This window comes from Kitasatospora sp. NPDC005748, assembly GCF_040630735.1.
Lineage (GTDB): Bacteria > Actinomycetota > Actinomycetes > Streptomycetales > Streptomycetaceae > Kitasatospora.
In genome coordinates this window covers 1-25,377 of sequence record NZ_JBEXYD010000048.1, presented here as the reverse complement: position 1 = coordinate 25,377, position 25,377 = coordinate 1, and the positions used below count along the sequence as shown (strand labels likewise).

The window sequence follows — 25,377 nt, the reverse complement described above, 5'->3', positions numbered from 1 at the left end:
GTTCGGCACGGCCCGCGCGGCCGGAGCCGTGCGGGCCGCGCCGGGTCGTCAGACCGTGACGGCGAAATTGGCCAGCACCCGCGAGGCCAGCTCCTGGTCGCCCTCGACGGTGACCGGGCCCGGGCGGCCGCGGCCGCAGGCGAGCCGGGCGTACGTCTCCCAGTCCATCGTGAGCTGCACGTCGGGGGCGAGGCTGATCGACTCGTCGACCGTGCCGCGGCCGGCGGCGTCGACCCGGACGGTGCGCAGGAACTCGACCGGGCCGGTGACGTCCAGCACCAGGGCCGTCCCGGCCGGGGCGCCGGCCCGGTGGGCGACGGCCTTGGGCAGCGACTCCAGCAGCACGTCCCGGGCGAGCAGCGCGGCCGGGGAGGCCAGGTTGCCCGGCACCGCGAGGGCCCGGCGGAGGTCCTGCTCGTGCACCCAGACGTCGAAGGCCCGGTGGCGCAGCAGCTCGTGGTACGGCAGGTCGCGGCTGAGCGGGCCGCCCGGGAAGCGGACCGGCTCGGACGGGGTCTGCCGGGCGTTGCGCAGCGCCCGGGAGCGGCGGATGATCGTGTACTCCAGCTCGCCGGTCATCTCCAGCGCGGTGTGGCAGCGGCGCTTGTCGACCGGCAGCTCGATGTAGCGGGCGAACTCGGTGGTGACGTGGCGCAGGTCGCGGGGGAGCGAGTGGATCGGGCGCGGGTCGCCGAGCAGCTCGGACTCGACGGCGATGACGTGCGAGACGATGTCCCGGACCGACCAGCCGGGGCACTCGGTGGCCCGGTTCCAGGAGCCCTCCGGGAGAGGGGCCACCAGCTCCGATATCGATTCGATGGACTGCGTCCACGCCTCGGTGTAAGCCTGCACGGTCTGGTTGTCCGTCACGGGAATCTCCGGCCCTCCGTCAGCTGCCTTGCCACGCGCGCCCTGTTTTCGGGTCGGACGGGAAAGTCCGGCTTCCGGGCGCACACGCTAACCGCACGTTACGCTGCCGGGTGAGAACAGGGCAGCGCTTTCGAGTGACGATCGTAGGACTCTTGCCGTGGACGGTGGTACTGTGCGCGCTTCATTGATCCAACTCGCGGTCTCCGACGCCGAGCCGCCCGCCGAGCGGCGGGCCCGCGCGGCGGCCCTGGTCCGTGCCCAGCAGGGGGCCGACCTGGTGGTCCTGCCGGAGCTGTGGGCGCTGGGCGGTTTCGCGTACGACCTCTGGTCGGACGGCGCCGAGGCGCTGGACGGGCCCACCTCGGACGCGATGGCCGCCGCCGCGAAGGCGGCCGGGGTCTGGCTGCACGCCGGGTCGATCGTCGAGCGCGACCCGGACGGGCCGATCTACAACACCTCGCTGCTGTTCGCCCCGGACGGCGAGCTGGTGCACACCTACCGCAAGATCCACCGCTTCGGCTTCGACAGCGGCGAGGCGGTGGTGATGGGCGCCGGGCAGGAGATCGTCACCGCCGCCACCGACTTCGCCACGCTCGGCCTGGCGACCTGCTACGACCTGCGGTTCCCCGAGCTGTTCCGGGCGCTGCTGGACGCGGGCGCCCAGCTGATGGTGGTGCCGGCGGCCTGGCCGGCGCGGCGGCGCGAGCACTGGACACTGCTGAGCCGGGCCCGCGCGGTCGAGGAGCAGGCCTACGTCCTGGCCTGCAACACCGCCGGGACGCACGGCGGGGTCGAGCAGGCCGGCCACAGCATCGTGGTGGACCCGTGGGGCCGGGTGCTGGCCGAGGCGGGCGCCGGTGAGGAGGTGCTGACCGTGGACTTCGACCCCGCGGAGGTGGGCAAGGCCCGCGCCGAGTTCCCGGTCCACCGGGACCGGCTGCTGGGCATCCCGGCCCCCGTCCAGCGGTGACGTCCCCGGCCGGGTGAGCGGGGCTTTCCGGGGCATACGGGAGGCTTGTACGGGGCGGCGGCATTTTTGAGAAGATGAGCCTTCGTCGTGTTACCCGCCGTTCTTCAGCCGGCCTGTCCCGAGGCAGACCGTCGAGCCTGCCCGAGGAGGTCGCGCGCATGTACGGCACCGGCGCAGGCGACACCAGCACCGTGATCCAGCGCAACAGCCTGCGCGAGCAGATCGCCGGCGCGCTGCGCGAGGAGATGATGGCCGGCCGGCTGGCGGCCGGCCGCAACTTCACCGTCAAGGAGATCGCCGAGCTGTACGGCGTCTCCGCGACCCCGGCCCGCGAGGCGCTGGTGGACCTCGGTGCGCAGGGGCTGCTCCGGGCCGAGCACCACCGCGGCTTCACGGTGCCCGAGTTCGGCTGGGCCGACTTCCTGGAGATCTTCGAGTCCCGGGTGCTGCTCACCGACAGCTGCTTCCGCCAGCTCGCGGTCCGCCCGGCGACGCCGGACGCCGCCCGGCTGCCCTCGCTGCGCCGCCGGGCGGACGCGGCGGTCGGTGCGGTCCGGGCGGGCAACCTGGACGTCATGGTGGGCTGCGACCGCCGGTTCTGGCAGGAGGTCGCCGGACTGCTCGGCAACCGCCGGATCGGGGACTACCTGGACTGGCTCCGGGTGCAGTCCTGGATGTTCGCCGCGCCGTACCTGCGGGCGATGCCGACGCTGGGCGGGTTCTGCTGGGACCGCCACGTCGAGCTGGTCGAGGCGATCGAGCGGGAGGACCTCGCGGGCGCGCACCGGATCGTCTGCGAGTACAACCTGTTCACCGTGCGGGCGCTGGCCGGTTTGACCGGGGAGTCGGAGGAGTCGGTGGGGGTGCTGCCGCTGCTGACCGCCGGGCTCGACGCGGCGCCGGTGGCCGCGCCGCCGGCCGCCCGGTCGGGTGGGCCGGGGCCGTCCGGACCGGCTCCCTCACCGGTGCCGGCCGGCAGGTCTTCCGTTCCTTCCGTCCCTTCGGTCCCTTCGCCGGTGTCGGCGGGTCCGGAGGCGGGCCGCAGGCCGGAGCCGCAGCGGGCGGCGGAGGGCGGCCGCGGCCGCGAACGGGAGCTGGGCCGGGAGCTCGGCCGCGAGCTGGGGCTGGGCCTCGGTCTGGTGCCGCAGCCGCGTTCGGTGCCGTACGGGCGCTTCGGCCGCCGGCCGGCCGACCCGTCGGCCGGCCAACTGTCCGAGGGGCGGCCCGGCCCGCACCGCGCGCCGGGCCGGTAGGGTGGGCGGTCGTCGCCCCGGGCGGTCCCCGTACCGACCGTCCGGACCCCGACCCGCCCATCCGTCACCCGCTCGCGCGGGCGACTCCGCCGCCCGGAGAGGAAGAGCCGGCCCATGGCCTGCGACCTCTGGCTCGTCCCGCTCGTGGACGTGCTGAGCCACAGCCCCGACAACCCCTTCCGGGACGATCTCGCGCTGTACAACGCCGTGTTGACCGCGCACGGGCTGCCCGAGGTGCCGGTCTACCAGTTCGTCCCGGGGATAAGCGGGGCGGTCGAGCCGATAGCCGCCTTCGACTACGACTCGCTGCACTTCCTGCGCCGCGCCTACCTGCTGGGCCTGACCGGCCTGGACATCACGCCGGTGGACGCGCTCGGCGGCGACTACGAGCAGCTGCTGGAGATGTTCGAGAGCAGCGCGGAACACTCGCACCTGGTCTGGCACTTCGACCACGCCGGGGCCTACGTGCCGATCGAGTTCGCGGCTCCGCTGGTGGACGACGCGCTGCTCGCCTCCGGCGGTCCGCTGGGCTCCAGCCACGGGCTGCTGCGCGAACTCCAGGCCATCGCCCCGGCGCTGGACATCGACCCGGCCGACCCGCCGGACCCGACCCGGCCGCTCGGCCCGACCGGCCTGGAGCAGCCGTTCGGCCCGCCGCTGGACGACCTGCACCCCTTCGCCCGGGAGCGGCACGCCTGGGCGGGCCTGTACGCGGCGGCCACCCGGAGCCTCACCCAGGGCTCGATGATCGTCTTCGCCTGAGCCGACGGGCCCGCGAGCCACCCGGCTCCGCGGGCCCGTCGGTCTGCGGGCCCGCCGACGTCCGGGCCCGCGAAGAACGTCCGAGTCCGCGAGCGTCCGGGCTCGAAGGCCTCCGTGCGCCGTCCCCGCTACCGCAGCGGGCCCTCCGGCGGCCGCTGGCGCGGCATGGTGGGCCGGGTGCCCGGCGGGGGCAGGATCCGCACCTGGGCGCCGATCCCCGACTCGCTGCGGCCGCCCCAGCTGCCGGAGGCCTGGGTGGGCAGCTGGGTCATGCCCGCGCGGAACTCCAGCATCCACTCCGAGGTCTCGGTGCGGACCATGTCCGAGACGTCCTCGCAGAACCGCCGCAGCACCCCGAGGCAGCGTTCGGCCGCCTCGCCCGCGGTGCCCTCGGTGGGGCCGAGCACCTCCCGCACGCACTCCGACGCCCAGTCGAACTGGAAGGCCTCCAGGCGGCGTTGCAGCGCCTGCGCGGTGGAGACGTCCCGCATCCAGCCGGAGGTCAGCCCGAACGCCCGGTCGGCGCCGTAGCAGGCCGCGGCGAGCGCCAGGCCGACGTAGCCCCAGCTGGTGGCGTTCGCGACGGTGCCGGTGAGGTCCACCAGCGGCGCGGTGACGCCGCCCACCACGAAGCCGGCCGTGCCGAACCTCAGCAGACGTGCCCAGCGGCGCTTCCAGACCCGGTCCCGGCGGTACCAGTCGATCGCCTCGACCGCCCGCTCCTCGGACCAGCGGTAGAGCTCCTCCAGCCGCTCGGCGGGCTCGCCCCAGTCCCCGAGGGGGAACTGGCGGGCGCTCAGATCGGCCCGGCGACGCGTGTCGGCCCGGGGCGCGACTGCGGCGGGGGGCGGGTCCTCCTCGCCGATCTCCTTGCCCCAGGCACTCTCCTCGGGCTGCATTTCCGGCTGGCTCACCTGTGGGGCTCCCTGTGGCGGGCGGACTGCTGGGTCTGACATCGCGTCCTCCAACGCGTCCTCCTGACGAGTCATCGACCTGATGGGCCGTGAAACGCCGGACGACGGATCGGAACACACGGCGCCCCCGGGCGAGTGTGGGTGCCCCGGGACGGCGTACCGGCCGGTGGCCGGCGGTTGTCCATCAGCACTTCTTACCGCCAAATGGCTGACCGTGGGGGCGCTTCACCAATGATCGTTACCGGATTCGGGGCCCGGATGCCGAGGTGAGGGGGTTGCGGCGGTCGGCGAGATTTCACCCGTCCGAGCGAGCCCCCGGTGACCCGCTGTCCTGACCCGGGCACCCCGGGTGCACCGGCCCCGTCCCGGCTTGGATGATCCTCCGAGACCGGCGGCGTACGGACGGCTCCGCCTGGAGGTTCCGACGGGACCGGAGGGCGGCGCGAACCGGCCACCGACTACCCTTGCCAACCGTGAAGGTCCTCGTCATCGGCGGCGGCGCCCGCGAACACGCCCTGTGCCGCTCCCTGTCCCAAGATTCCGCCGTCACCGAGCTGCACTGTGCCCCGGGTAACGCCGGGATCGCGCAGGTGGCGACGGTCCACCCCGTCGACCAGCTGGACGGTGCGCAGGTCGCTGCGCTCGCCCGGCGGCTCGACGCCGACCTGGTCGTGGTCGGCCCGGAGGCCCCGCTCGTCGCGGGCGTCGCCGACGCCGTGCGCGCGGCCGGCATCCCGGTCTTCGGCCCGTCCGGCGAGGCCGCCCGGCTGGAGGGCTCCAAGGCGTTCGCCAAGGACGTCATGGCCGCCGCCGGGGTGCCCACCGCCCGCTCCTACCTCTGCACCACCCCCGCCGAGGCCGCCGAGGCACTGGACGCCTTCGGCGCGCCGTACGTGGTCAAGGACGACGGCCTGGCCGCCGGCAAGGGCGTCGTGGTCACCTCCGACCGCGAGGCCGCGCTGGCCCACGCCGCCTCCTGCGAGCGCGTGGTCATCGAGGAGTACCTGGACGGCCCCGAGGTCTCGCTGTTCGCGATCACCGACGGCACCACCGTCCTCCCGCTCCAGCCCGCGCAGGACTTCAAGCGCGCGCTGGACGGTGACGAGGGCCCGAACACCGGCGGCATGGGCGCCTACTCGCCGCTGCCGTGGGCGCCCGAGGGCCTGGTCGAGGAGGTCCTGGAGACCGTCCTGCAGCCCACCGTGGACGAGCTGCGCCGCCGGGGCACCGAGTTCTCCGGCCTGCTCTACGCCGGCCTGGCGCTGACCTCGCGCGGCACCCGGGTGATCGAGTTCAACGCCCGCTTCGGCGACCCGGAGACCCAGGTCGTGCTGGCCCGCCTGCGCACGCCGCTGGCGGCCGTCCTGCACGGCGCGGCCACCGGCGCGCTGGACCAGCTGGAGCCGCTGCGCTGGGACGACGGCGCCGCCGTCACCGTGGTGATCGCCTCCGAGGGCTACCCGGCAGCGCCGCGCACCGGCGACGTGATCGAGGGCCTGGCGGAGGCCGAGGCCGCCGACGGCACCGCGTTCGTCCTGCACGCCGGCACCGCGGCGGACGAGGACGGCCGGGTGCTCAGCGCCGGTGGCCGGGTCCTCTCCGTCACCGCCACCGGCGTCGACCTCGCCGAGGCGCGCGGCCGGGCGTACGCGGCGGTCGACCGGATCAGCCTCAAGGGTGGTCAGCACCGCACCGACATCGCGCTCAAGGCCGCCCAGTAGCAGGGCTTTTCGCCGCGTTCCGGGGCGCTGCGTCCGAGGGGAAACAACCCCCATGGACGCAGCGCCCCGCGGCGTTTCCGGGCCGGGTGGCACGGGAGCGGTTCCGGGGCCGCCGCACCGTTCGGCGGCCGGAATCCAGCCCATCGAGTGACAGCGGCCGCATCCGGCTGACGCAACCGGCCGCCCGGCCTTATGGTGCGCTGGTCCGCGGTCCCGGGGGCCGCGTCGTGCGCGGCCGCACCGGGTAGCGGCGGTCGCGCGGGGGGATGCTGGACGGCGTCCGGCCGGACCGGCGCGCCCGGGCCGCATTGCACGGCGCGCGGCGCGGTCGTCCGGAATCCGGGCACCGTCACCGGGACGAGTGGAAACCGGGGCGATCCGGAACACCCACCCGGACAAGGGCGTCAAGAATGTCAGAAGCGCCACGCAGCATGTACTACCGGGATCGGACGCCGCCGATTCCCGGTCGGAACTGATCGTTTCGAGTCGGCTCAGGGCCCCGTCGCCGGGTGCCCGAGGGCTCCGAAGGGGGTGCCGCACCGTATGGCCGCTGTCGACACCGCGCGCGCTCACGCCCAAGCGGTCCTGCGGGTCCGGGGGATCGCCCTGGCCACCGCCGTACTGCCCGCCGCCGCGGCGGTGGTCCTGCTCGCGGGCCGGTTCACCGGCCGGCTCGGTGCGCCAGGCTCCGCCGACGCCGCCGCCTGGGACGCCGTCCGCTGGGTGGTCTGCGCGGTGGCCGCCGCCACCCTGCTGGTCGCGGGCCTGGCCGCCCGCGCCCACCGCAGGGCCGTCCCGCCGCAGACCCCGGTCGTCCCGCTCGACCGGGCCCAGGCCCCCGAGCTGTACCGGCTGATCGACGAGCTGGCCGACCGGCTGGCGGTCCCCGCGCCCTCGGCGATCGCCCTCACCCCGGACTGCGACAGCTGGCTGGAGGACGTCCCGCCGGGCCGTCCGGCCGGCACCGGCCGCTCGTCGCGCCACTCGTCGCGCCACTCGTCGCGCCACGAGCAGGACCCGCCCGCGCCGGTGCTGGTGATCGGCTCGCCGTTCCTCTGGTGGATGCGGGCCGGCGAGCTGCGGGCCCTGCTCGCCCCGGTGGTGGCCGGTACCGGGGCCGCCGCCGACCCGGACATCGCCGCCGCCCGCCGCTTCCTGCGCGGTCTGGACGCCAGCCTGGACGCCGCCCCCGGGCCCGGCGTGGTCGGCGCCCCCGCGCCCGCCGCCCCGCGCGGGCGCCGCGGCCCGGCCGCGCTGACCGACCGGATCACCCGCCGGCTGCTCCGCGCCTGCCGGGCGCACTCCGCCGAGCTGGAGCGGGCCGTCGCCGGCTGGGCCTCCGAGCAGGCCCGGGCGGTCGACTACGGCCTGCGGATCGCCGCCCAGGAGCAGGTCGGCCTGGCGTACGCCGGCTGGGACCGGCTGCTCACCCGGGTCGCGCTGCCCGCCTGGCGGCTCGGCCGGCACCCCGCGCACCTCAACGCCGGGGTGGTCGCCGCGCTCACCGAGCTGTCCCGGCGCGACCGGCTGGCCGACGGGTACGGCAGCCGCCTCGGCGACCGCCCCGCCTGCGACCTGCTGGAGGAGCCGGGCACGGTGGACGAGGCGGTCTCGCTGCTCGCCGCCGAGCTGTTCTTCGGCCGCCCCGCCTCCGGCGCCTGGCGCGAGGTCGAGTGGACCGACTACCCGGCCGAGGTGGTGGACGCCGGCTGGCGGGCCCGCGCCACCGCGCTGCAGTCCGCGCTGGACCGGCTGGCCCCGCAGGCCCGCCCCGGCGCCCCGACGGTGACCAGGCTGCTCGGCCGGCTCGCCGAGGGCGGCGGCGAGCAGCTGGCGGCCGCGCTCACCGCCGAGCTGGCCCGGACCACGGCGCCCGCCCCGCTGCTCGAACCCGTCCGCACCGGGCGGGACCTGCTGGTCGACCACGTCACCGCGATGGTCTGCTGCGCCGCCGTCGACACCGCCGGGGCCACCCCGGGCCTGGACTGGCTGGACGGGCCGGTGCTGCTGATCGGCGGGGTGCGCCGCACCGATCTGGCCGGGCCGATCGCCCAGGCCGTCGAGCAGGGCCAGGACGGCCCGCTGCGGGCCTGGCTGGACGCCGCCGACGTCCGGCTGGAGAAGCCGGTCCGACTCTGAGCCCGGAGGGCGCTCGGTACCGGGGCTCGCGCCCCCGGGCCGGTCCCCGGTGGCAGGTCTTCGCAGGCCGGAGCCCCTCCACCGGCGGACCGGAAGATTCCCGGACACCAGTTGCTACCGATGGGTGACGCAGCGCCAGCACTCTGTGGTGTATTTGACCGCACGCACATCCGGGAGGCACATGCCGACCGGCGGAGGGTGCACCTTGTGGGAGGGGCGCGTGGGGACGGAACTCAACCGCCGCTGGGAGTCCGGAACGCACGCGTACAGCGTCTCCGACCCCTTCGGCCAGGGCCCGCTGCCCTGGCTCCGCAGCCCGGACCAGTACCTGGCCGGGGCCGAGGGCGCCGTCCCCTGGTACGTCTCGGTGGACGCACCGGGCCAGCAGCCGCTGGCCGGCGGTGCCAGACCGAAGCCGCCGGTCGGCACCCCGCAGGGGGCCAACGACGTGGTGCAGCAGATCAAGGGGTTCGCCTCGGCGGGCGTGGTCCGCCCCGGCGGCTCGGTGGACTTCCGGGTCACCGTCAACCCGCCCCGCGAGTTCACCGTCGACGTCTACCGGATCGGCCACTACAGCGGCGACGGTGCCCACCACATGACGTCCAGCCCGCTGATCGCCGGACTGGCCCAGCCGGCCCCGCTGGTGGCCGGGCGGACGGTCTCCTGCCACCACTGGTGGCACTCCTGGCGGCTGCAGATCCCGACCCACTGGCGCCCCGGCGCCTACGTCGCCGTCCTGACCACCGCGGACATGCTGCACCGCAGCCACATCCCGTTCACCGTGCGGGACTTCGAGGACCAGGCGCACGCCGCCGAGCTGCTCCTGGTGATCCCGGACGTGACCTGGCAGGCCTACAACCTCTTCCCCGAGGACGGCCGCAGCGGCGCCAGCCTGTACCACGCCTGGGACGACCGGGGCCGGCTGGTCGGCGAGCGGGACGCGGCCGTCACCGTCTCCTTCGACCGCCCGCACGCCACCGCGGGCCTGCCGCTGCACGTCGGCCACGCCTACGACTTCATCCGCTGGGCCGAGCGCTACGGCTACGACCTCTCCTACGCCACCGCCACCGACCTGCACGCCGGCCTGGTCGACCCGGCCCGGCACCGGGCGCTGGTCTTCCCCGGCCACGACGAGTACTGGTCGGAGCCGATGCGCCGGACGGTCGAGCGGGCCCGCGACGGCGGCACCTCGCTGGTCTTCCTCTCCGCCAACACCATGTACTGGCGGGTCGAGCTGAGCCCCGCGCCGTCCGGCGAGCCCAACCGGCTGCTCAACTGCCGCAAGCGGCAGAAGGTCGAGCCCGGCAGCCCGGCCACCGGGGTGGGCGGCGCCGCCAGCGCGCTCTGGCGGGACGCCGGCGAACCGGAGCAGCACCTGCTCGGTCTGCAGTACTCCGGCCGGGTCGCCTCCCCCGTCCCGCTGGTCGCCCGGCACACCGCGCACTGGCTCTGGGACGGCACCGGCGTCCAGGAGGGCGACGAGCTGCCCGGGCTGGTCGCCGGCGAGGCCGACCGGTACTACCCCAAGGTGGCGCTGCCCCGGCACACCGAGCGGGTGCTGCTCGCGCACTCCCCGTACCGGGACCTCGCCGGCCGCACCCGGTACCAGGAGACCTCGCTGTACCGGGCGCCGAGCGGCGCGTACGTCTTCGCCGCCGGGACGTTCGCGTGGTCGCCCGCGCTGGACCGGCCCGGCCTCACCGACGAGCGGATCCAGCGGGCCACCGCCAACCTGCTGGACCGCCTCTGCAAGAACGCCTGAGGGCGCCCGGCCGGGGCCCCGACGGGCGTTCGTGACAGACTCGGGTCCACTGACCTCCCCTTTCGCGCCGCACGCCCGCGAACGACCCCTGAGGACTGAGACAACCTTGAGCGGATTTGTCACCAAGCCCGAGCCGGTCCAGGTGCCCGGCCTGGTCCACCTGCACACCGGCAAGGTGCGCGACCTCTACCGCGCCGAGTCGGGCGACCTCGTGATGGTCGCCAGCGACCGCATGTCGGCGCACGACTGGGTCCTGCCCAACGAGATCCCCGACAAGGGCCGCATCCTCACCCAGCTCTCGCTGTGGTGGTTCGAGCGGATCGCCGACATCGTGCCCAACCACGTGATCTCCACCGAGGTCCCGGCGGGCGCCCCCGCCGACTGGAAGGGCCGCACGCTGGTCTGCCGCAGCCTGGAGATGATCCCGGTCGAGTGCGTGGCCCGCGGCTACCTGGCCGGCTCCGGCCTGACGGAGTACGAGGCGGACCGCACGGTCTGCGGCATCGCGCTGCCCGAGGGCCTGGTGAACAGCTCCGAGCTGCCCGCCCCGATCTACACCCCCGCCCTCAAGGCCGACGTCGGCGAGCACGACGAGAACGTCTCCTACGAGGAGACCGCCCGCCGGATCGGCGCGGAACTCGCCTCCCAGCTGCGCCGCACCACCCTGGACGTCTACGCCCGGGCCCGGGACATCGCCCGGTCGCGCGGCATCATCCTGGCGGACACCAAGTTCGAGTTCGGCCTGGTCGACGGCGAGCTGGTGATCGGCGACGAGGTGCTCACCCCGGACTCCTCCCGCTTCTGGCCCGCCGACGACTGGCAGCCCGGCCGCTCGCAGCCGTCCTTCGACAAGCAGCTCATCCGCGACTGGCTGGTCTCGCCGGCCTCCGGCTGGGACCGCGCCAGCGAGCTGCCGCCGCCGGAGCTCCCGGCCGAGGTCGTCGAGCAGACCAGGGCCAAGTACATCGAGGTCTACGAGCGGCTGACCAGTACCTCCTGGGCCTAGGGGTACCTGTCTGTCCGCGCGGGCACGGCCGGGTCCTCAGATCCAGCCGTGCTCGCGCGCGATCCGCACCGCCGCGTGGCGGTTCTCGGCGCCCAGCTTGCCGGCGGCCGAGGAGAGGTAGTTGCGGACGGTGCCCTGGGAGAGCGCCGCGCGCTCGGCGATCCCGGCGATCGAGGTGCCGTCGGCGGCCAGTTCGAGGACGTCCGTCTCGCGCGGGGTCAGCGGGGTCTCGCCCGCGCTGATCGCGTCCGCCGCCAGCTCCGGGTCCACGTAGCGGCCGCCCGCGCGCACCGTGCGGATGATTCCGGCGAGGTCCGCCGCCGAGACGGTCTTCGGCAGGAAGCCGCGCACGCCGACCTCCAGCGCCCGCTTCAGGTAGCCGGGTCGGCCGTGCCCGGTGACGATCATGGAGCGGCAGTCCGGCAGCAGCCGGCGCAGTTCGGTGGCCACCTCGATACCGTCCAGCCCGGGCATCTGGAGGTCCAGCACCGCGATGTCCGGGCGGTGCGCCTGCGCCATCGCCACCGCCTCCGGGCCGGAGGCGGCCTGGGCGACCACGGTGATGTCGTCCTCCAGGGAGAGCAGCGCGGCCAGCGCCCCCCGGATCAGGTGCTCGTCGTCCGCGAGCAGCACGCGCACGGGGTCGGTCTCGGTCATCGGGGCCTTCTTCCGGACGGGAGCGGTGCGGTGGCGGGCGGGGGCCGGAGCGGGACGCTGGCGAGCACCCGGAACCGGCCCGGCCCGGCCTCCGGGAGGGTCAGCTCGCCGTCGTGGGCGGCGAGGCGCTCGCGCAGCCCGTGCAGGCCCGTCCCGCTGCCCTGGGACGGGATCGGCACGGCCGGCACCCCGTCATTCTCCAGCTCCAGCACCACCCGGCCGTCCTCGCGGCGCAGCCGGATCGAGCAGTGCGCGGCCTCGCTGTGGCGCAGCGTGTTGGTGGTGGCCTCGCGGATCACCCAGCCGAGCACCGACTGCACCGGCAGCGGCAGTTCGTGCGGCTCCTCGCCCAGGTCGATCTCGCAGGCCACGTCGGCGGCGCGCAGCACGGCGCGGGCGCCGATCGCCTCGGCGTGCAGGTCCGCCGTGCGGTAGCCGCGGACGACGTCGCGGACCTCGCGCTGGGACTCCTGGGCGATCCGCTGCACCTCGGCCATCTGGTCGGCGGCCTCCGGCCGGCCGCGGCGGGCCAGTTGGGCGGCGAGTTCGCTCTTCAGCGCGATGGTGGTGAGGTTGCGGCCCATCACGTCGTGCAGGTCCCGGGAGAACCGCAGCCGCTCCTCGGCCACCGCCAGCCTGGACTGGGCCTCGCGGGCGGCGTCCAGCTCCCAGACCACGGACTGCAGCCAGGCGAAGCTGCGGCAGCTGGACCCGATGAAGGTGAGCGCGATCAGGTTGCCGACCAGCAGACCGGCCGTGGTCGCGCCGTCGAGCCCGGCGAGCAGGGCCGCGGGGGCGACCAGGAGCTGGGCCGTCACCCCGGTGAGGCAGGCCCGGCGCACCGGCAGGCCGACGCTCACCGGGCAGAAGGCGGCGGCCAGCAGGAGGGAGACGACCACGACGGTGAACGGCGGTGCGCCCGGGCTGTCCGGTCCGCCGTCGGCCGGGCCGAGCAGCAGGATCGCCCAGGAGCCGGCGATCGTCACGACGCCGAGGGTGAGGAGCCGGCGCAGGTGGTCGGTCGGCCGGTTCAGGTAGTGGTCGAGCGAGGCGCGCAGGGCCCGCAGGGTCAGCAGGGTGGTGGCCAGGCCGACGACCACGCAGACCTGGGCGCTGCCGCGGGTGTCCTCCCGGCCGGTGGGGGCGGCGATGGCCAGCACGATCATCGGGAGCAGGATCAGCGGGATGAAGTAGAGCGACCAGCGGAGGTACAGCTCGGTGCGCTGGGGTTTGCTGGACCCCTTCCAGCGCCGTCTCGGCGTCAGGACGCTCATCTCTCCCGCTCCCCCTTCGATCATGATCGTGCTGTGCCCTTCCTATCAGGTGGGGAGCGGGTGCCGGGGCGGGCCGGCTCCGGTCAGCGGCGGGGCTCCCAGCGGAACCAGCGGACGGCGCCCCAGGCGGCCAGGGCGAGCCAGACCATCCCGGTGACCAGGTGCGGGGCGGCGGGGGCCCAGGTGCCGGCGAAGCCGGTGGCGGCGGCGGAGCCGTCGGTGCCGAACCAGCCGAGGCGGATCAGCTGGAAGGCCGGGGTGGTCGGCAGCAGTCGGCAGACGTCGGCCATCCGGTCGGGCATGACCTCCAGCGGGATGAACAGGCCGGAACCGAACTGGGAGACCAGCAGGACCGGCATGGTGGTGATGCCGGCGCTCTCGACCGTCCTGGTGAAGGCGCTGGAGACGGCGGCCAGCGCCATCAGGGTGCCGATCACCAGGACCAGCCCGGCGGCCATCAGCAGCGGGTTGACCGGCGCGCTGAGGTCCAGGGCGGCGCCGCCGCCGACGGCGACCACGAGGCACATCAGCAGGGCCAGGGCGACCGAGGGCACCGCGGTGCCGGCCAGGATCTCGACGTCCCGCGCCTCGCCGGTGCGCAGCCGCTTGAGCACCAGCTCGCCGCGGCGGGCCACGTAGGCGCCGGTCAGGTTGTAGTAGACGACGAAGGCGAGCACCATCCCGATCGCCCCGTTGACCAGCAGCGAGTCGACGTCGAGGCCGGGGTGGGTCTCGGCCTGCTGTTCGAGCACGCCCCGCAGGGCGCCGATGAGCATCAGCGGCAGCAGCAGGGCCGTGAACATCGCGGTCCGGTTGCGCAGCAGCAGCGTGGCCTCGGCCCGGCCGAGGGCGAGCAGCCGGCGGACGGCGGTGGTCTGCGGGCCGGTGGCGGGACGGGCGGTGGCGGTGGTCATCGGGAGAGTCCCATCAGGCGGCGGAGGGTGGTGGGGGCGGCCGGGGCGTCGGCCGGGGGCTGGTGCGCGGCCTCGGAGGCGATGGCGAGGAAGGCCTCCTCCAGCGAGGCGCTGCGGGCGTCGAGGGCGCCGAGCGCGATGCCGTGCCGGGCGGCCCAGCCGAGCAGGTCGGTGAGGGTGGCCTGGAGCTGCCCGGTCTGCACGGTGATCCGGCGGCCGTCCGCGACCAGGGTGGCCCCGGTCAGCGGCGGGAGCGAGGCTCCGGTGAACTCCGGGAGCTCGAAGGAGATCCGGGCGGGCCGGCCGGCGATGACCTCGGCGACGGTGCCGGTGGTGACGATCCGGCCGCGGTGCATGATCGCCAGGCGGTCGGCCAGCTCCTCGGCCTCCTCCAGGTAGTGCGTGGTGAGCAGCACGGTGGTGCCCTGGGCGCGCAGGTCGCGGACCAGCCGCCAGACGGCGGCCCGGGCCTCGGGATCGAGGCCGGTGCTCGGCTCGTCCAGGAAGAGCACCTCGGGCCGGCCGAGCAGGGCCATCGCGAGGTCGAGCCGGCGCCGCTCGCCGCCGGAGAGCTGCTTGACCCGCACGCCCCGGCGGTCGGCGAGGCCGACCAGCTCCAGCGCCTCCTCCAGCGGGCGGGCGCCGCTGGTCATCCCGGCCCAGCTGCGGCCGGTCTCGGCGACGGTGAGGTCGCCGGGGAAGCCGCCCTCCTGGAGCATGATGCCGATCCGGGGGCGGAGCGCGGCGCGCTCGCGGTAGGGGTCGTGGCCGAGCACCCGGACCGCACCGGCGGTGGGGGCGGCGAGGCCCTCGATCAGCTCCATGGCGGAGGTCTTGCCGGCCCCGTTGGTACCGAGCAGCGCGAAGAGCTCACCGCGGCCGACGGTCAGGTCGACCCCGCGCACCGCGTGGAAGCCGGTGGCGCCGGAGCCGTAGTGGCGGTGGAGGTCGGTGACCTCGATCACAGGGTCGCTCGCGGTGTGCGGCTGGCTCGTTTCCATGGCTCAAGCCTTCCGCCGCCGGGGCGCCCCGGGCAGTGCGGGCTCTCATGAGAAGGCGGTGCGGATCCACGGGTCGGCGGTGACAAATGTCATCGGCGCTCCGGCGGCGGGGCGGGCCGGGAATGCGGGGACGGCTGTTCGGGCGGGGCCCGGCACAACCGCGGGGAATGCCGAAGGGCCCCCTCGATCGAGGGGGCCCTTCGTACTGGAGCGGACGACGAGATTCGAACTCGCGACCCTCACCTTGGCAAGGTGATGCTCTACCAACTGAGCCACGTCCGCAGGTCAAGATATTGAGTTGTGCTGTGCTCGCGCACTGCGAGCGGACGACGAGATTCGAACTCGCGACCCTCACCTTGGCAAGGTGATGCTCTACCAACTGAGCCACGTCCGCACGGTGCCTGGTGGGGCACCGGCCGCCTCTTCGGATCTCTCCGTTGCGGCGACGAGGAATACTCTACCCCATCGGTCGGGGTGGTCGCCCCACCCTTTCGGGGCAGGTGGGACGACCGGGTCCGGCGGGGTCAGTTCGCCTCGGCGAACGCCTCGTACACGTGCTTGGGGATGCGCCCCCGGGCGGGCAGCTCCATGCCGCGCGACTGGGCCCAGGCGCGCACGGCGGCCGGGTCCGGGGTGAGCGCGGTGCGGCGGAAGGACTTACCGGTACGGCTCTGGCGGCGGCCGGCCGCGACGAACGGAGCGAGGGCCTCCCGCAGCTTTTCCGCGTTGTCCAGGGACAGGTCGATCTCGTACGACTTCCCGTCGACGCCGAAGTGGACGGTTTCCGCGGCTGCGCCGCCGTCCAGGTCGTCGGAGAGCGTGACGACTACACGCTGAGCCATGGGTGTCAATCCTCTCGGGCAATTCGGCCGAAGGGCGCGGGGTGCGCTCCCGTGGCCTGATGTGCACCACTCGCGCAAGCGCATACGGGCAGGCCCGATGGCGTGCCGGATACGCAGCACTTGCCGCGACAGGTGGCCCTATTCTGCACCCGAAGCGGGTCGAAATCGAAGAGTCCGGCTTTCTTTTCCGTATATTCACGTGTCTTCGGCGGGTGCCGGATACCCGCTGCACTCGGCTGGCCGATCTGTCCGGAGTGCCGGTATTCGGGTGCTCTTCGGCCGTTCTCGCTCAGGCCGTCGAATCCGGTGAAAAGGGGTGCCCGCCGGGGGGTGTCGGGGAGTCGGAGCCCTTGTGGCGTAAGGGTCGTGGGTCTACGCGCGTCACCCTCCCCGGCCAGCAAAGTCGCCCGAAACCCCCGGTAGTCTGGAGTTCCCCCGCCTTCACGAAGACACCACCGGGAGTGCCAGTGGCACGCGTCGTAGTCGACGTCATGCTCAAGCCGGAGATCCTCGACCCCCAGGGACAGGCGGTGCAACGCGCACTGCCCCGTCTCGGATTCGCCGGGATCGCCGACGTCCGCCAGGGCAAGCGCTTCGAGCTGGAGCTGGAGGGCCCGGTCGACGACGCCGCGCTCGCCCGTATCCGCGAAGCAGCCGAGACCTTTCTCGCCAACACCGTGATCGAGGACTTCACCGTCCGCGTCGAGGAGGAGGGCAAGTGACCACCCGAGTCGGCGTCGTCACTTTCCCTGGTTCCCTCGACGACCGCGACGCCCAGCGCGCGGTCCGCCTGGCCGGCGCGGAGCCGGTCGCCCTCTGGCACCGTGACAAGGATCTCCACCAGGTCGACGCCGTCGTCCTGCCCGGCGGATTCAGTTACGGCGACTATCTGCGCTGCGGCGCCATCTCCCGCTTCTCGCCGGTGATGGACACCATCATCGAGCAGGCGAAGCTGGGAATGCCGGTTCTCGGTATCTGCAACGGCTTCCAGGTGCTGTGCGAATCGCACCTGCTGCCCGGCGCGCTCACCCGCAACGACTCGCTGCACTTCGTCTGCCGCGACCAGAAGCTGCGGATCGAGAACGCCGGCACCGCCTGGACCCGGGATTACTCGGCCGGCCAGGAAATCGTCGTCCCGCTGAAGAACGGCGAGGGCCGGTTCGTCGCCGACGAGCACGTCCTGGACGCGCTGGAGGCCGAGGGCCGGGTGGTCGCCCGCTACGTCGACGTCAACCCGAACGGTTCGTACCGCGACATCGCCGGCATCACCAACGCCGCCGGCAATGTCGTCGGTCTGATGCCGCACCCGGAGCACGCCGTGGAGCCGCTCACCGGTCCGAGCACCGAGGGCCTGGGCTTCTTCACTTCCGTCCTGAAGCAGCTGGTGAACGCCTGATGAGCCTCGACACCGTCAAGAACGCCGAGCAGACCCCGGACTCCGCCCAGCCGTGGTCCGAACTCGGCCTCAAGGAGGACGAGTACGCCCGCATCCGCGAGATCCTCGGCCGCCGCCCGACCGGCGCCGAGCTCGCGATGTACTCGGTCATGTGGTCGGAGCACTGCTCCTACAAGAGCTCCAAGGTGCACCTGAAGCAGTTCGGCGAGAAGGTTCCGCCGAACGACGCGATGCTCGTCGGCATCGGCGAGAACGCCGGTGTGGTCGACGTCGGCCAGGGCTACGCGGTCACCTTCAAGGTCGAGTCGCACAACCACCCCTCGTACATCGAGCCGTACCAGGGCGCGGCCACCGGCATCGGCGGCATCGTGCGCGACATCCTCGCGATGGGCGCCCGCCCGGTCGCCGTGATGGACCCGCTGCGGTTCGGCGCCGCCGACCACCCGGACACCCGGCGCGTGCTGCCCGGGATCGTCGCGGGCATCGGCGGCTACGGCAACTGCCTGGGCCTGCCCAACATCGGCGGCGAGGTCGTCTTCGACTCCTGCTACCAGGGCAACCCGCTGGTCAACGCGCTCTGCGTGGGCGTGATGAAGCACGAGGACATCCACCTCGCGCAGGCCTCCGGCGCCGGCAACAAGGTCATCCTGTACGGAGCCCGCACCGGTGGCGACGGCATCGGCGGCGTCTCGGTGCTCGCCTCGGAGACCTTCGACGCGACCGGGCCCGCCAAGCGCCCGGCCGTCCAGGTCGGCGACCCGTTCCAGGAGAAGCTCCTCATCGAGTGCACCCTGGAGATCTTCTCCGAGAAGCTCGTCAAGGGCATCCAGGACCTCGGCGGCGCCGGTCTCTCCTGCGCCACCTCCGAGCTGGCCTCGGCCGGTTCGGGCGGCATGCGGATCGAGCTCGACACCGTGCCGCTGCGCGACAAGACGCTCTCGCCGGAGGAGATCCTCATGAGCGAGTCGCAGGAGCGCATGTGCGCCATCGTCGAGCCCGGCAAGGTCGACCGCTTCCTGGAGATCTGCGAGAAGTGGGACGTCATCGCCACCGTCATCGGTGAGGTGACGGAGGGCGAGCGGCTGGAGATCTTCTGGCACGGCGAGTTGGTGGTCGACGTGCCGCCGCGCACCGTCGCCCACGAGGGCCCGACCTACCAGCGCCCGTACGCCCGCCCGAGCTGGCAGGACGCGCTGCAGGCCGACGCCCCGAGTGCCGAGCGGCTCGCCCGCCCGACCACCGGCGAGGGCCTGAAGGCCGACCTGCTCAAGGTCGCCGGCAGCCCGAACCAGGCCTCCAAGTCCTGGATCACCGACCAGTACGACCGCTACGTGCTCGGCAACACCGTCCTCTCGGTGCCCGAGGACTCCGGCATGATCCGGATCGACGAGGAGACCAACCTCGGCGTCTCGGTCGCCACCGACGGCAACGGCCGCTACACCAAGCTGGACCCGTACACCGGCGCCCAGCTGGCCCTCGCCGAGGCGTACCGCAACGTCGCCGCCGGCGGTGCCAAGCCGCTCGCGATCTCCGACTGCCTCAACTTCGGCTCCCCCGAGGACCCGGACGTGATGTGGCAGTTCGCCGAGGCCACCCGCGGCCTGGCCGACGCCTGCCTGGCGCTCGGCACCCCGGTCACCGGCGGCAACGTCTCGCTGTACAACCAGACCGGCGAGACCGCCATCCACCCGACCCCCGTGGTCGCGGTGCTCGGCGTGATCGACGACGTCACCCGCCGCACCCCGATCGGCTTCGCCGAGGAGGGCCAGCTGCTCTACCTGCTCGGTGACACCGAGGACGAGCTGGGTGGCTCGGCCTGGACGCAGGTGGTCCACGACCACCTCGGCGGCCTGCCGCCCAAGGTCGACCTGGACCGCGAGAAGCTGCTCGGCGACATCCTGATCGCCGCCTCGCGCGACGGCATGATCGACGCCGCGCACGACCTCTCCGACGGCGGCCTGGGCCAGGCCCTCGTGGAGAGCTGCCTCAAGGGCGGCCACGGCGCCCGGATCATCGTGCCCGAGGGCCAGGACCCGTTCGTGTTCCTGTTCTCCGAGTCGGCCGGCCGCGCGGTCGTCGCGGTGCCGCGCAGCGAGGAGCTCCGGTTCAACGACATGTGCACCGCGCGTGGCCTGCCGGCCACCCGGATCGGTGTGGTCGACGGTGATGTCCTGGACGTCCAGGGCCAGTTCACCGTCTCGCTGGCCGAGCTGAAGGACGCCCACACCGGCGTCATCGAGGCCCTGCTCGCCTGATCCGCGTGCTTCGAGGGGCGGACGGTTCCACGGAACCGTCCGCCCCTCGGCGTATGTTGGGGCGCATGCCCGCCAAGTCCCGTACGTACCAGCCCGCCAAGGTCCAGGCCGCGCTGGTGGAGCAGACCACAGCGCTGCGCGACACCGTCCGGGCGCTCTGCGCCCGCCCGGACGCCGCCGACCTGCTCGCCCGGCCCACCCGGCTGGGCACGTGGACGGTGCGCGAGCTGATCGCCCACCTCGGCGTCCAGGTCGACTGGGTGCCCGCGCACCTGGACGACCCGCTGGAGGGCCGGCCGCCGCTGGACCTGCCGCGGTGGGTGCGGCGGGTCGGCACGCTCGCCCCGCTGCTGGACGAGCAGGCCAGGACGCGGGCGGCGGGGGAGTACGGCGGCGACCCGGCCTCGGTGGCGGAGGCCTTCGGGCGGGCGGCCGACGGGCTGATTGCCGTCCTGGCGGACGCCGGCACGGCCGACCCGGGCCGGCGGTTCGAGATCCGGCTGGGCTCGATGACACTCACCGACATGCTGGTGACCAGGCTGGTGGAGACGGTGGTGCACGCCGACGACCTGGCCGACGCGGTGGGCACGGCGGCCTTCCCGCACGCCCGGCAGGCGCTGGCCGCCGTCACCCGGCTGCTGGCCGACGCCCTCGCCGACCAGGCGCCCGGCGGCGCGGTCGAGCTGCGGATCCCGCCGTACGCCGTGGTGCAGGCCGTCGAGGGCCCCCGGCACACCCGGGGCACCCCGCCGAACGTGGTCGAGACCGACCCGCTGACCTGGATCCGGCTCGCCACCGGCCGGACGGACTGGGACGCCGCGGTGGAGGCCGGCGCGCTCTCGGCCAGCGGTGAGCGCAGCGACCTGCGGGCCCAGCTGCCGGTCCTCGGGTAGGACGCCAAGGACCGGTCGGGCGGGCCCTACGGGCGCAGCTGGGCGGCGAGCCGCTCGGTGGCCTTGCGGAGCGCCTCCCCGGTCAGGGCCTGCTCCGGCCCGGCGTCCGAGGAGCTCTGGGAGAGGGTGAGCGCGATGTCGCCCTTGCCGTTGGCCGCGACCCGGGCGACGCCCACCGACTCCGCGCCCGGAGTCAGCTTGGTCTGGCCGGCCGTCGGCTGCGCTTCGGCGAACCGGGTCAGCTGGTCGACGCCGATGCCCCCGGCCTTCTGGATGTACGGCAGCATCATGTTGATCGCGACCCCGTTCTCCGGGACGGCCAGCAGGTCGATCTGGACCGGGGCCGAGCCGACCGTGTAGGCGCAGGTCACCCAGGCGGTCGGGGGAGTGGCCGGGACCGAGGCCATCGAGGGCGGCGCGGAGAAGCCGGAGGGCCAGGGCTCGGCCGGCCTGCCGTTGCCGAGGTCGGCGGTGACCGCCGGCTCGCCCTTGGACCCGGGGGCCACCGGGCGGTCGATCCCGGCCTCCTTCAGCGCCGCCGGGAGGTCCAGACCGAACGGGCACGGGCCGGTCCCGGCGAGCCCCTGGGCGGTCGACCGGACGTGGTCGTAGGAGAGGCTGCCGGTGCCGGTGACGCCTCCGGAGGAGGAACAGGCGGCCGTGCCGAGGAGGATCCCGGCGGTGCCGGCCACGGTGAGGAGGCGGCGGCGCCCTGCTGCGGTGCGGTCTGCGGTCATGCGATCAGCCTAGAACGGCCTTGTACCGGTGGGTCGGTGAACGGGTATCGGATCCGTTCCGATGCGGTCGGGCTCCGGTCGGGCTCCGTCGCGCGCGCTCTCCGGGCGCTCGGCCTGCCGCTCAGGACCTGCGGTTCAGAGCACCGACGGGCCGCTGAGGTAGCTGCCGTCGGCCGAGTACGGCCAGGCGTTGGGTTCGCAGCCCTTGAGGCCGTAGATCTGCTGCATCATCGCGGGCGCCGGCTTGCCCTTGCCCGGGCAGGTCTCGTGCCCGTGGCCGATCCGGTGGCCGACCTCGTGGTTGACGATCAGTGCCCGGTACTCGTCGATCGGTCCGCTGAACTGGGGTGAACCGGTGTTCCAGCGCTTGACGTTGACCAGCACCTGGTTGCCGACGTTGCAGTTCACCTCGCCGTGGGTGTCCAGTCCGGCAGCCCCGCAGATCCGGTCCACGGCGGCCGGCGACGCGATCTTCACGGTGAAGTCGTAGGCACCGCTCGACACCAGCTGGAAGCCGTTCCTGCGGTCGTTGGTCCAGCCCCGGGGGTCGGCGAGGATGCTCTGGACCTGGGCGGCGGCCGCGGCCGGGTCGATCCCGATGCCGTCCTCGACCTCGACCCGGTAGCGGCGGACGGTGCCCTTGCCGACCGCCGCGGCCGCGCCCGGGGCGACGGTGAAGGTGCCCGCGCCCTGGGCCGGGCCCGGGTCCGGGGTGCCCGGCGAGGCCGGTCCGGGCGTCGGACCGGGAGCCGGTGGCGGGGTCGGGGTCAGTGTCGGGGTGGGCGCCGGGGCAGCGGGCGCGGCGGCGGGCGGGGTGCTCGCCTCGGGCGGGGCGATCCGGCCCTGCGCGGTCGGCCCGGTGGTCGGTCGCGGGTCGGGGCGGTCGAGCATGAGCAGTGCCCCGCCGAGGACGGCCAGCGCCGCCACCAGCGCGGTGATCATGCCGGGGCGGATCCGGCGGCGCCTGCGCCGGGCACCGGTGGCGCGGGGGCGGGGGCGGCCGGTGCGGGAGCCGCCGGTGCGTTCGCCGGCCGCGCCGGAGCTGCGCGCGCGGGAGCGGCGTCGGTCGGGTCTGGCTGCGGGCACGTCTGGGCTTCCTGTCGGACCTGTGGGGTCGCCAAAGCCGTTCGAACCTCTGTGCGCCCCCCTCGCACGGACCACCCTGACACGGAGACCCGACGGCTGTCCACGCACCGGATACGCGTCCCGGCATGCGGCCGCCCCCGTACGGGCCGGAGGGCGCGTACGGGGGCGGGCGGTCCGGGCGGGTCGGCCCGGGGCGCTACCTGCGGACGGGCGGGTCAGCCCAGCGTGGCGGCGGCGGTCGGCGAGCTGTCCCGGAGGAACTGGGCGCAGCGCTCGGCCTCCTCCTTCTCGTCGATGGCGGCGGCGGCCCGGCCGAGGCCGTGCAGCGCCCGCAGGAAGCCGCGGTTCGGCTCGTGCTCCCACGGCACCGGGCCGTGGCCCTTCCAGCCCGCCCGGCGCAGCGAGTCCAGCCCGCGGTGGTAGCCGGTGCGGGCGTACGCGTAGGACTCGACGGTGCGGCCGGCGGCGAAGGCGTCGTCGGCGAGCTGAGCCCAGGCCAGCGAGGAGGTCGGGTACTTCGCCGCGACCTCGGCCGGGGAGGCGCCGCCGGCCAGCAGCTCCAGTGGAGCGGGCTCGGCGGGGAGGTGCGTCGGGGGCGGACCCCCGAGGAGGTTCTGGTGAATGCTCATGGCCCCCAGTGAACCACTGGGGGCCATGAGCCGGGGACCGGCCCGGGGAAAGCGCCGGGACTCCGGTGGTGCCTCGCGTCGGGCGGGTGCCCTGCTTCGGGCGGGTGCCTTACTTCAGGCGGGTGCCGGCCGAGCGCAGCTGCTGGGCGGCCTCCAGCACGCGGGCGGCCATGCCGGCCTCGGCCAGCTTGCCCCAGGTGCGCGGGTCGTAGGTGTTCTTCTTGCCGACCTCGCCGTCGACCTTCAGCACACCGTCGTAGTTGCGGAACATGTGGTCCACGACCGGGCGGGTGAAGGCGTACTGGGTGTCGGTGTCCAGGTTCATCTTCACGACGCCGTTCTCCAGCGCGGTGGCGATCTCCTCGGCGGTGGAGCCCGAGCCGCCGTGGAAGACGAAGTCGAACGGGTCGGTCTTGCCGTACTGCTTGCCGATCGCGTCCTGCAGCTCGCGCAGCAGCTCCGGCTTCAGGACGACGTTGCCCGGCTTGTAGACGCCGTGCACGTTGCCGAACGAGGCGGCCAGCAGGTAGCGGCCCTTCTCGCCCAGGCCCAGCGCCTCGGCGGTGCGGACCGCGTCGTTGACGGTGGTGTACAGCTCGTCGTTGATCTCGTGCGTGACACCGTCCTCCTCGCCGCCGGTCGGGGTGATCTCGACCTCAAGGATGATCTTGGCGGCGACGGCCTGGGCCAGCAACTCCTCGGCGATGGACAGGTTGTCGTTCAGGGTCTCGGCGGAGCCGTCCCACATGTGCGACTGGAACAGCGGGTTGAGGCCCTTGGCCACGCGCTCGGCGGAGATCGCCAGCAGCGGGCGGACGTAGCCGTCCAGCTTGTCCTTGGGGCAGTGGTCGGTGTGCAGCGCGACGGTGATGTCGTACTTGGCGGCGACCACGTGCGCGAACTCGGCGAGCGCGACGGCGCCGGTCACCATGTCCTTGTTGTGCTGACCCCCCAGGAACTCCGCACCACCGGTCGAGATCTGGATGATGCCGTCGCTCTCGGCCTCGGCGAAGCCGCGCAGCGCGGCGTGCAGGGTCTGGGACGAGGTGACGTTGATGGCCGGGTAGGCGAACTTGCCCGCCTTGGCCCGGTCGAGCATCTCGTTGTAGACCTCGGGAGTTGCGATGGGCATGCGAATCCGCTCCTGTCGGGTTGCGGCGTACGGACGGTGCTGTCCGACGCTGTGTACGCCTGTTACGACTCCGGGGTACCGGGGCCGACGCGCGGCTCTGCGGGGCGGCCACCAGTACCAAGGTTCGAGGCGGCCACCGCGGTACGACAATGAGGGTGTTGCGACCGCGGTCCGGACGCCGGAGCCATCTTCCCATCCCGGGCCCCGGCGCCACCATGTGGCCCGCCTGTCGGGACGGCCGCGCACGTGCGACGAAGGGATGACCACCGTCTCGCCCCCCGGGCGGAAGCCCGCGTCAAGACGGGCCCGCTATCCTGCGCCCGTGGACTACAACCAGCTGGCCGTCAACTTGCTCGACGCCAAATCACTGATCTCGTCCCTCGGTGCCATCGGGCTGATCGCGATCATCTTCGCCGAGACCGGCCTGCTGGTCGGGTTCTTCTTCCCGGGCGACTCACTGCTGATCATCGCCGGGGTCGCCTCCTCGAACGCCGCGTCGTCGGTGCTCGGGGAGGGCACGAAGCTGCCGATCGCGGCCCTGCTGATCGGGGCCCCACTGGCCGCCGTCGCGGGTGCCCAGCTCGGGCACCTGATCGGGGTGAAGGTCGGACCTAAGATGTTCGACAAGCCGGAGTCGAAGATCTTCCGGCGCGAGTACGTGCTGAAGGCGGAGGAGTACTTCAACAAGTTCGGGCCCGGCAAGGCCGTGGTGCTGGCCCGCTTCATGCCGATCGTCCGGACCTTCCTGAACCCGGTCGCGGGCACCCTGGAGATGCCGGCCCGGACGTTCTTCCTCTGGAACGTGATCGGCGGCGTGCTGTGGACCGAGTCCATGCTGCTGATCGGCTACTTCTTCGGTGACGCGCTCGCCCCGGTGATCGACAAGTACCTGATCCCCGCGGTGCTGCTGATCGTGCTGCTCTCGGTGTCGCCGATCCTCGTCGAGGTGGTGCGCGAGCGCCGGAAGAAGAAGGCCGGCGGTGCCGAGGCCGCCGACGCCGAGACCGCCCAGGCGGGTGCCGGGCGCCACCGCCGCGGCTGAGCGTCCCACGACGAACGGCCGGGGCCGGGTCCTGTTTCACGTGAAACAGGACCCGGCCCAAAGGGAGAGGGTGGGGTGGGGTAAGAGTGTGCACGTGAAGGTGTAGAAAAAGGTGGGGGCCG

At 73.8% G+C, this 25,377-nt stretch carries 23 protein-coding genes and 2 tRNA genes; 12 read left to right on the top strand and 13 right to left on the bottom strand.

Going from position 1 to position 25,377, the window contains the following annotated elements; genetic code table 11:
- Positions 1-48: 48 nt before the first annotated feature.
- Complete coding sequence (locus ABZ495_RS27500) at positions 49-870, bottom strand: maleylpyruvate isomerase family mycothiol-dependent enzyme (protein ID WP_359808961.1); 822 nt, start codon at positions 868-870, stop codon at positions 49-51.
- A gap of 172 nt (positions 871-1,042) precedes the next feature.
- On the opposite strand from ABZ495_RS27500, the gene ABZ495_RS27495 reads away from it, so the two are divergent.
- The 3 genes from ABZ495_RS27495 to ABZ495_RS27485 all read left to right on the top strand — a co-directional run bounded on the left by ABZ495_RS27495 (position 1,043) and on the right by ABZ495_RS27485 (position 3,855).
- Complete coding sequence (locus ABZ495_RS27495) at positions 1,043-1,840, top strand: carbon-nitrogen family hydrolase (RefSeq protein WP_329488748.1); 798 nt, start codon at positions 1,043-1,045, stop codon at positions 1,838-1,840.
- A gap of 158 nt (positions 1,841-1,998) precedes the next feature.
- Entirely contained in the window at positions 1,999-3,093 is a 1,095-nt protein-coding gene (locus tag ABZ495_RS27490) for a GntR family transcriptional regulator (RefSeq protein WP_359808959.1), read from the top strand.
- 114 nt (positions 3,094-3,207) lie between these two features.
- Positions 3,208-3,855 carry a hypothetical protein gene (locus ABZ495_RS27485; protein ID WP_329488746.1) on the top strand — a complete coding sequence of 216 codons (648 nt, stop codon included), beginning with the start codon at positions 3,208-3,210 and terminating at the stop codon, positions 3,853-3,855.
- Positions 3,856-3,983: 128 nt separating this feature from the next.
- Here ABZ495_RS27485 and ABZ495_RS27480 read toward each other — a convergent pair whose 3' ends face one another.
- Positions 3,984-4,754: an SLATT domain-containing protein gene (locus ABZ495_RS27480; RefSeq protein ID WP_329492170.1), complete on the bottom strand. Its 771-nt coding sequence runs from the start codon at positions 4,752-4,754 to the stop codon at positions 3,984-3,986.
- A gap of 488 nt (positions 4,755-5,242) precedes the next feature.
- On the opposite strand from ABZ495_RS27480, the gene purD reads away from it, so the two are divergent.
- From purD to ABZ495_RS27460, 4 genes are all read left to right on the top strand, one after another.
- On the top strand, positions 5,243-6,490 hold the full coding sequence (purD, locus tag ABZ495_RS27475) for a phosphoribosylamine--glycine ligase (RefSeq protein ID WP_329488745.1): 1,248 nt from the start codon (positions 5,243-5,245) through the stop codon (positions 6,488-6,490).
- Between the two features lie 543 nt (positions 6,491-7,033).
- Positions 7,034-8,629 (top strand): hypothetical protein, encoded by a 1,596-nt coding sequence (locus ABZ495_RS27470; protein ID WP_359808958.1) that lies wholly within the window; start codon positions 7,034-7,036, stop codon positions 8,627-8,629.
- A 220-nt stretch (positions 8,630-8,849) separates the two neighbouring features.
- A complete protein-coding gene (locus ABZ495_RS27465; protein WP_329488743.1) occupies positions 8,850-10,391 on the top strand; it encodes a N,N-dimethylformamidase beta subunit family domain-containing protein in 1,542 nt (513 codons plus the stop codon).
- 106 nt (positions 10,392-10,497) lie between these two features.
- Complete coding sequence (locus ABZ495_RS27460; protein ID WP_359838594.1) at positions 10,498-11,397, top strand: phosphoribosylaminoimidazolesuccinocarboxamide synthase; 900 nt, start codon at positions 10,498-10,500, stop codon at positions 11,395-11,397.
- A 36-nt stretch (positions 11,398-11,433) separates the two neighbouring features.
- Here ABZ495_RS27460 and ABZ495_RS27455 read toward each other — a convergent pair whose 3' ends face one another.
- From ABZ495_RS27455 to ABZ495_RS27425, 7 genes are all read right to left on the bottom strand, one after another.
- Positions 11,434-12,054, bottom strand: a complete 621-nt coding sequence (locus ABZ495_RS27455; protein ID WP_329488741.1) for a response regulator transcription factor — start codon at positions 12,052-12,054, stop codon at positions 11,434-11,436.
- Positions 12,051-13,328, bottom strand: a complete 1,278-nt coding sequence (locus ABZ495_RS27450; protein ID WP_359838592.1) for a sensor histidine kinase — start codon at positions 13,326-13,328, stop codon at positions 12,051-12,053. Before ABZ495_RS27450 ends, ABZ495_RS27455 begins: the two co-directional genes overlap by 4 nt.
- Positions 13,329-13,411: 83 nt before the next feature.
- Positions 13,412-14,242, bottom strand: a complete 831-nt coding sequence (locus tag ABZ495_RS27445; RefSeq protein ID WP_359838590.1) for an ABC transporter permease — start codon at positions 14,240-14,242, stop codon at positions 13,412-13,414.
- A complete protein-coding gene (locus tag ABZ495_RS27440; RefSeq protein ID WP_359808953.1) occupies positions 14,239-15,243 on the bottom strand; it encodes an ABC transporter ATP-binding protein in 1,005 nt (334 codons plus the stop codon). The genes ABZ495_RS27445 and ABZ495_RS27440 overlap by 4 nt, the downstream gene beginning before the upstream one ends.
- 206 nt (positions 15,244-15,449) lie before the next feature.
- A tRNA-Gly gene (locus ABZ495_RS27435) sits at positions 15,450-15,525 on the bottom strand.
- A 39-nt stretch (positions 15,526-15,564) separates the two neighbouring features.
- Positions 15,565-15,637 (bottom strand) — tRNA-Gly (locus tag ABZ495_RS27430).
- A gap of 130 nt (positions 15,638-15,767) precedes the next feature.
- Complete coding sequence (locus ABZ495_RS27425) at positions 15,768-16,085, bottom strand: Lsr2 family protein (RefSeq protein WP_238860361.1); 318 nt, start codon at positions 16,083-16,085, stop codon at positions 15,768-15,770.
- Positions 16,086-16,552: 467 nt separating this feature from the next.
- On the opposite strand from ABZ495_RS27425, the gene purS reads away from it, so the two are divergent.
- The 4 genes from purS to ABZ495_RS27405 all read left to right on the top strand — a co-directional run bounded on the left by purS (position 16,553) and on the right by ABZ495_RS27405 (position 20,629).
- On the top strand, positions 16,553-16,807 hold the full coding sequence (gene purS / locus ABZ495_RS27420) for a phosphoribosylformylglycinamidine synthase subunit PurS (RefSeq protein ID WP_033250393.1): 255 nt from the start codon (positions 16,553-16,555) through the stop codon (positions 16,805-16,807).
- A complete protein-coding gene (purQ, locus tag ABZ495_RS27415; protein WP_329488736.1) occupies positions 16,804-17,481 on the top strand; it encodes a phosphoribosylformylglycinamidine synthase subunit PurQ in 678 nt (225 codons plus the stop codon). Before purS ends, purQ begins: the two co-directional genes overlap by 4 nt.
- Positions 17,481-19,736 (top strand): phosphoribosylformylglycinamidine synthase subunit PurL, encoded by a 2,256-nt coding sequence (gene purL / locus ABZ495_RS27410; RefSeq protein WP_329488735.1) that lies wholly within the window; start codon positions 17,481-17,483, stop codon positions 19,734-19,736. Before purQ ends, purL begins: the two co-directional genes overlap by 1 nt.
- 65 nt (positions 19,737-19,801) lie before the next feature.
- Positions 19,802-20,629, top strand: coding sequence for a sterol carrier family protein (locus ABZ495_RS27405; protein ID WP_359808950.1), 828 nt, complete (start codon positions 19,802-19,804; stop codon positions 20,627-20,629).
- A gap of 26 nt (positions 20,630-20,655) precedes the next feature.
- Here the strand turns inward: ABZ495_RS27405 and ABZ495_RS27400 are convergent, their stop codons facing one another.
- From ABZ495_RS27400 to fbaA, 4 genes are all read right to left on the bottom strand, one after another.
- Positions 20,656-21,366 carry a hypothetical protein gene (locus ABZ495_RS27400; RefSeq protein ID WP_359808948.1) on the bottom strand — a complete coding sequence of 237 codons (711 nt, stop codon included), beginning with the start codon at positions 21,364-21,366 and terminating at the stop codon, positions 20,656-20,658.
- 135 nt (positions 21,367-21,501) lie between these two features.
- Positions 21,502-22,452, bottom strand: a complete 951-nt coding sequence (locus ABZ495_RS27395) for a DUF3152 domain-containing protein (protein WP_359838588.1) — start codon at positions 22,450-22,452, stop codon at positions 21,502-21,504.
- Between the two features lie 215 nt (positions 22,453-22,667).
- Complete coding sequence (locus tag ABZ495_RS27390) at positions 22,668-23,081, bottom strand: DUF3151 domain-containing protein (protein ID WP_352288463.1); 414 nt, start codon at positions 23,079-23,081, stop codon at positions 22,668-22,670.
- Between the two features lie 109 nt (positions 23,082-23,190).
- Complete coding sequence (gene fbaA / locus ABZ495_RS27385) at positions 23,191-24,213, bottom strand: class II fructose-bisphosphate aldolase (RefSeq protein ID WP_329488730.1); 1,023 nt, start codon at positions 24,211-24,213, stop codon at positions 23,191-23,193.
- A 322-nt stretch (positions 24,214-24,535) separates the two neighbouring features.
- Between fbaA and ABZ495_RS27380 the strand changes: the two genes are divergently transcribed.
- The gene (locus tag ABZ495_RS27380; protein WP_329488729.1) at positions 24,536-25,255 is read left to right on the top strand and encodes a VTT domain-containing protein; all 720 of its coding nucleotides are present in this window, start codon (positions 24,536-24,538) and stop codon (positions 25,253-25,255) included.
- Positions 25,256-25,377: the final 122 nt, after the last annotated feature.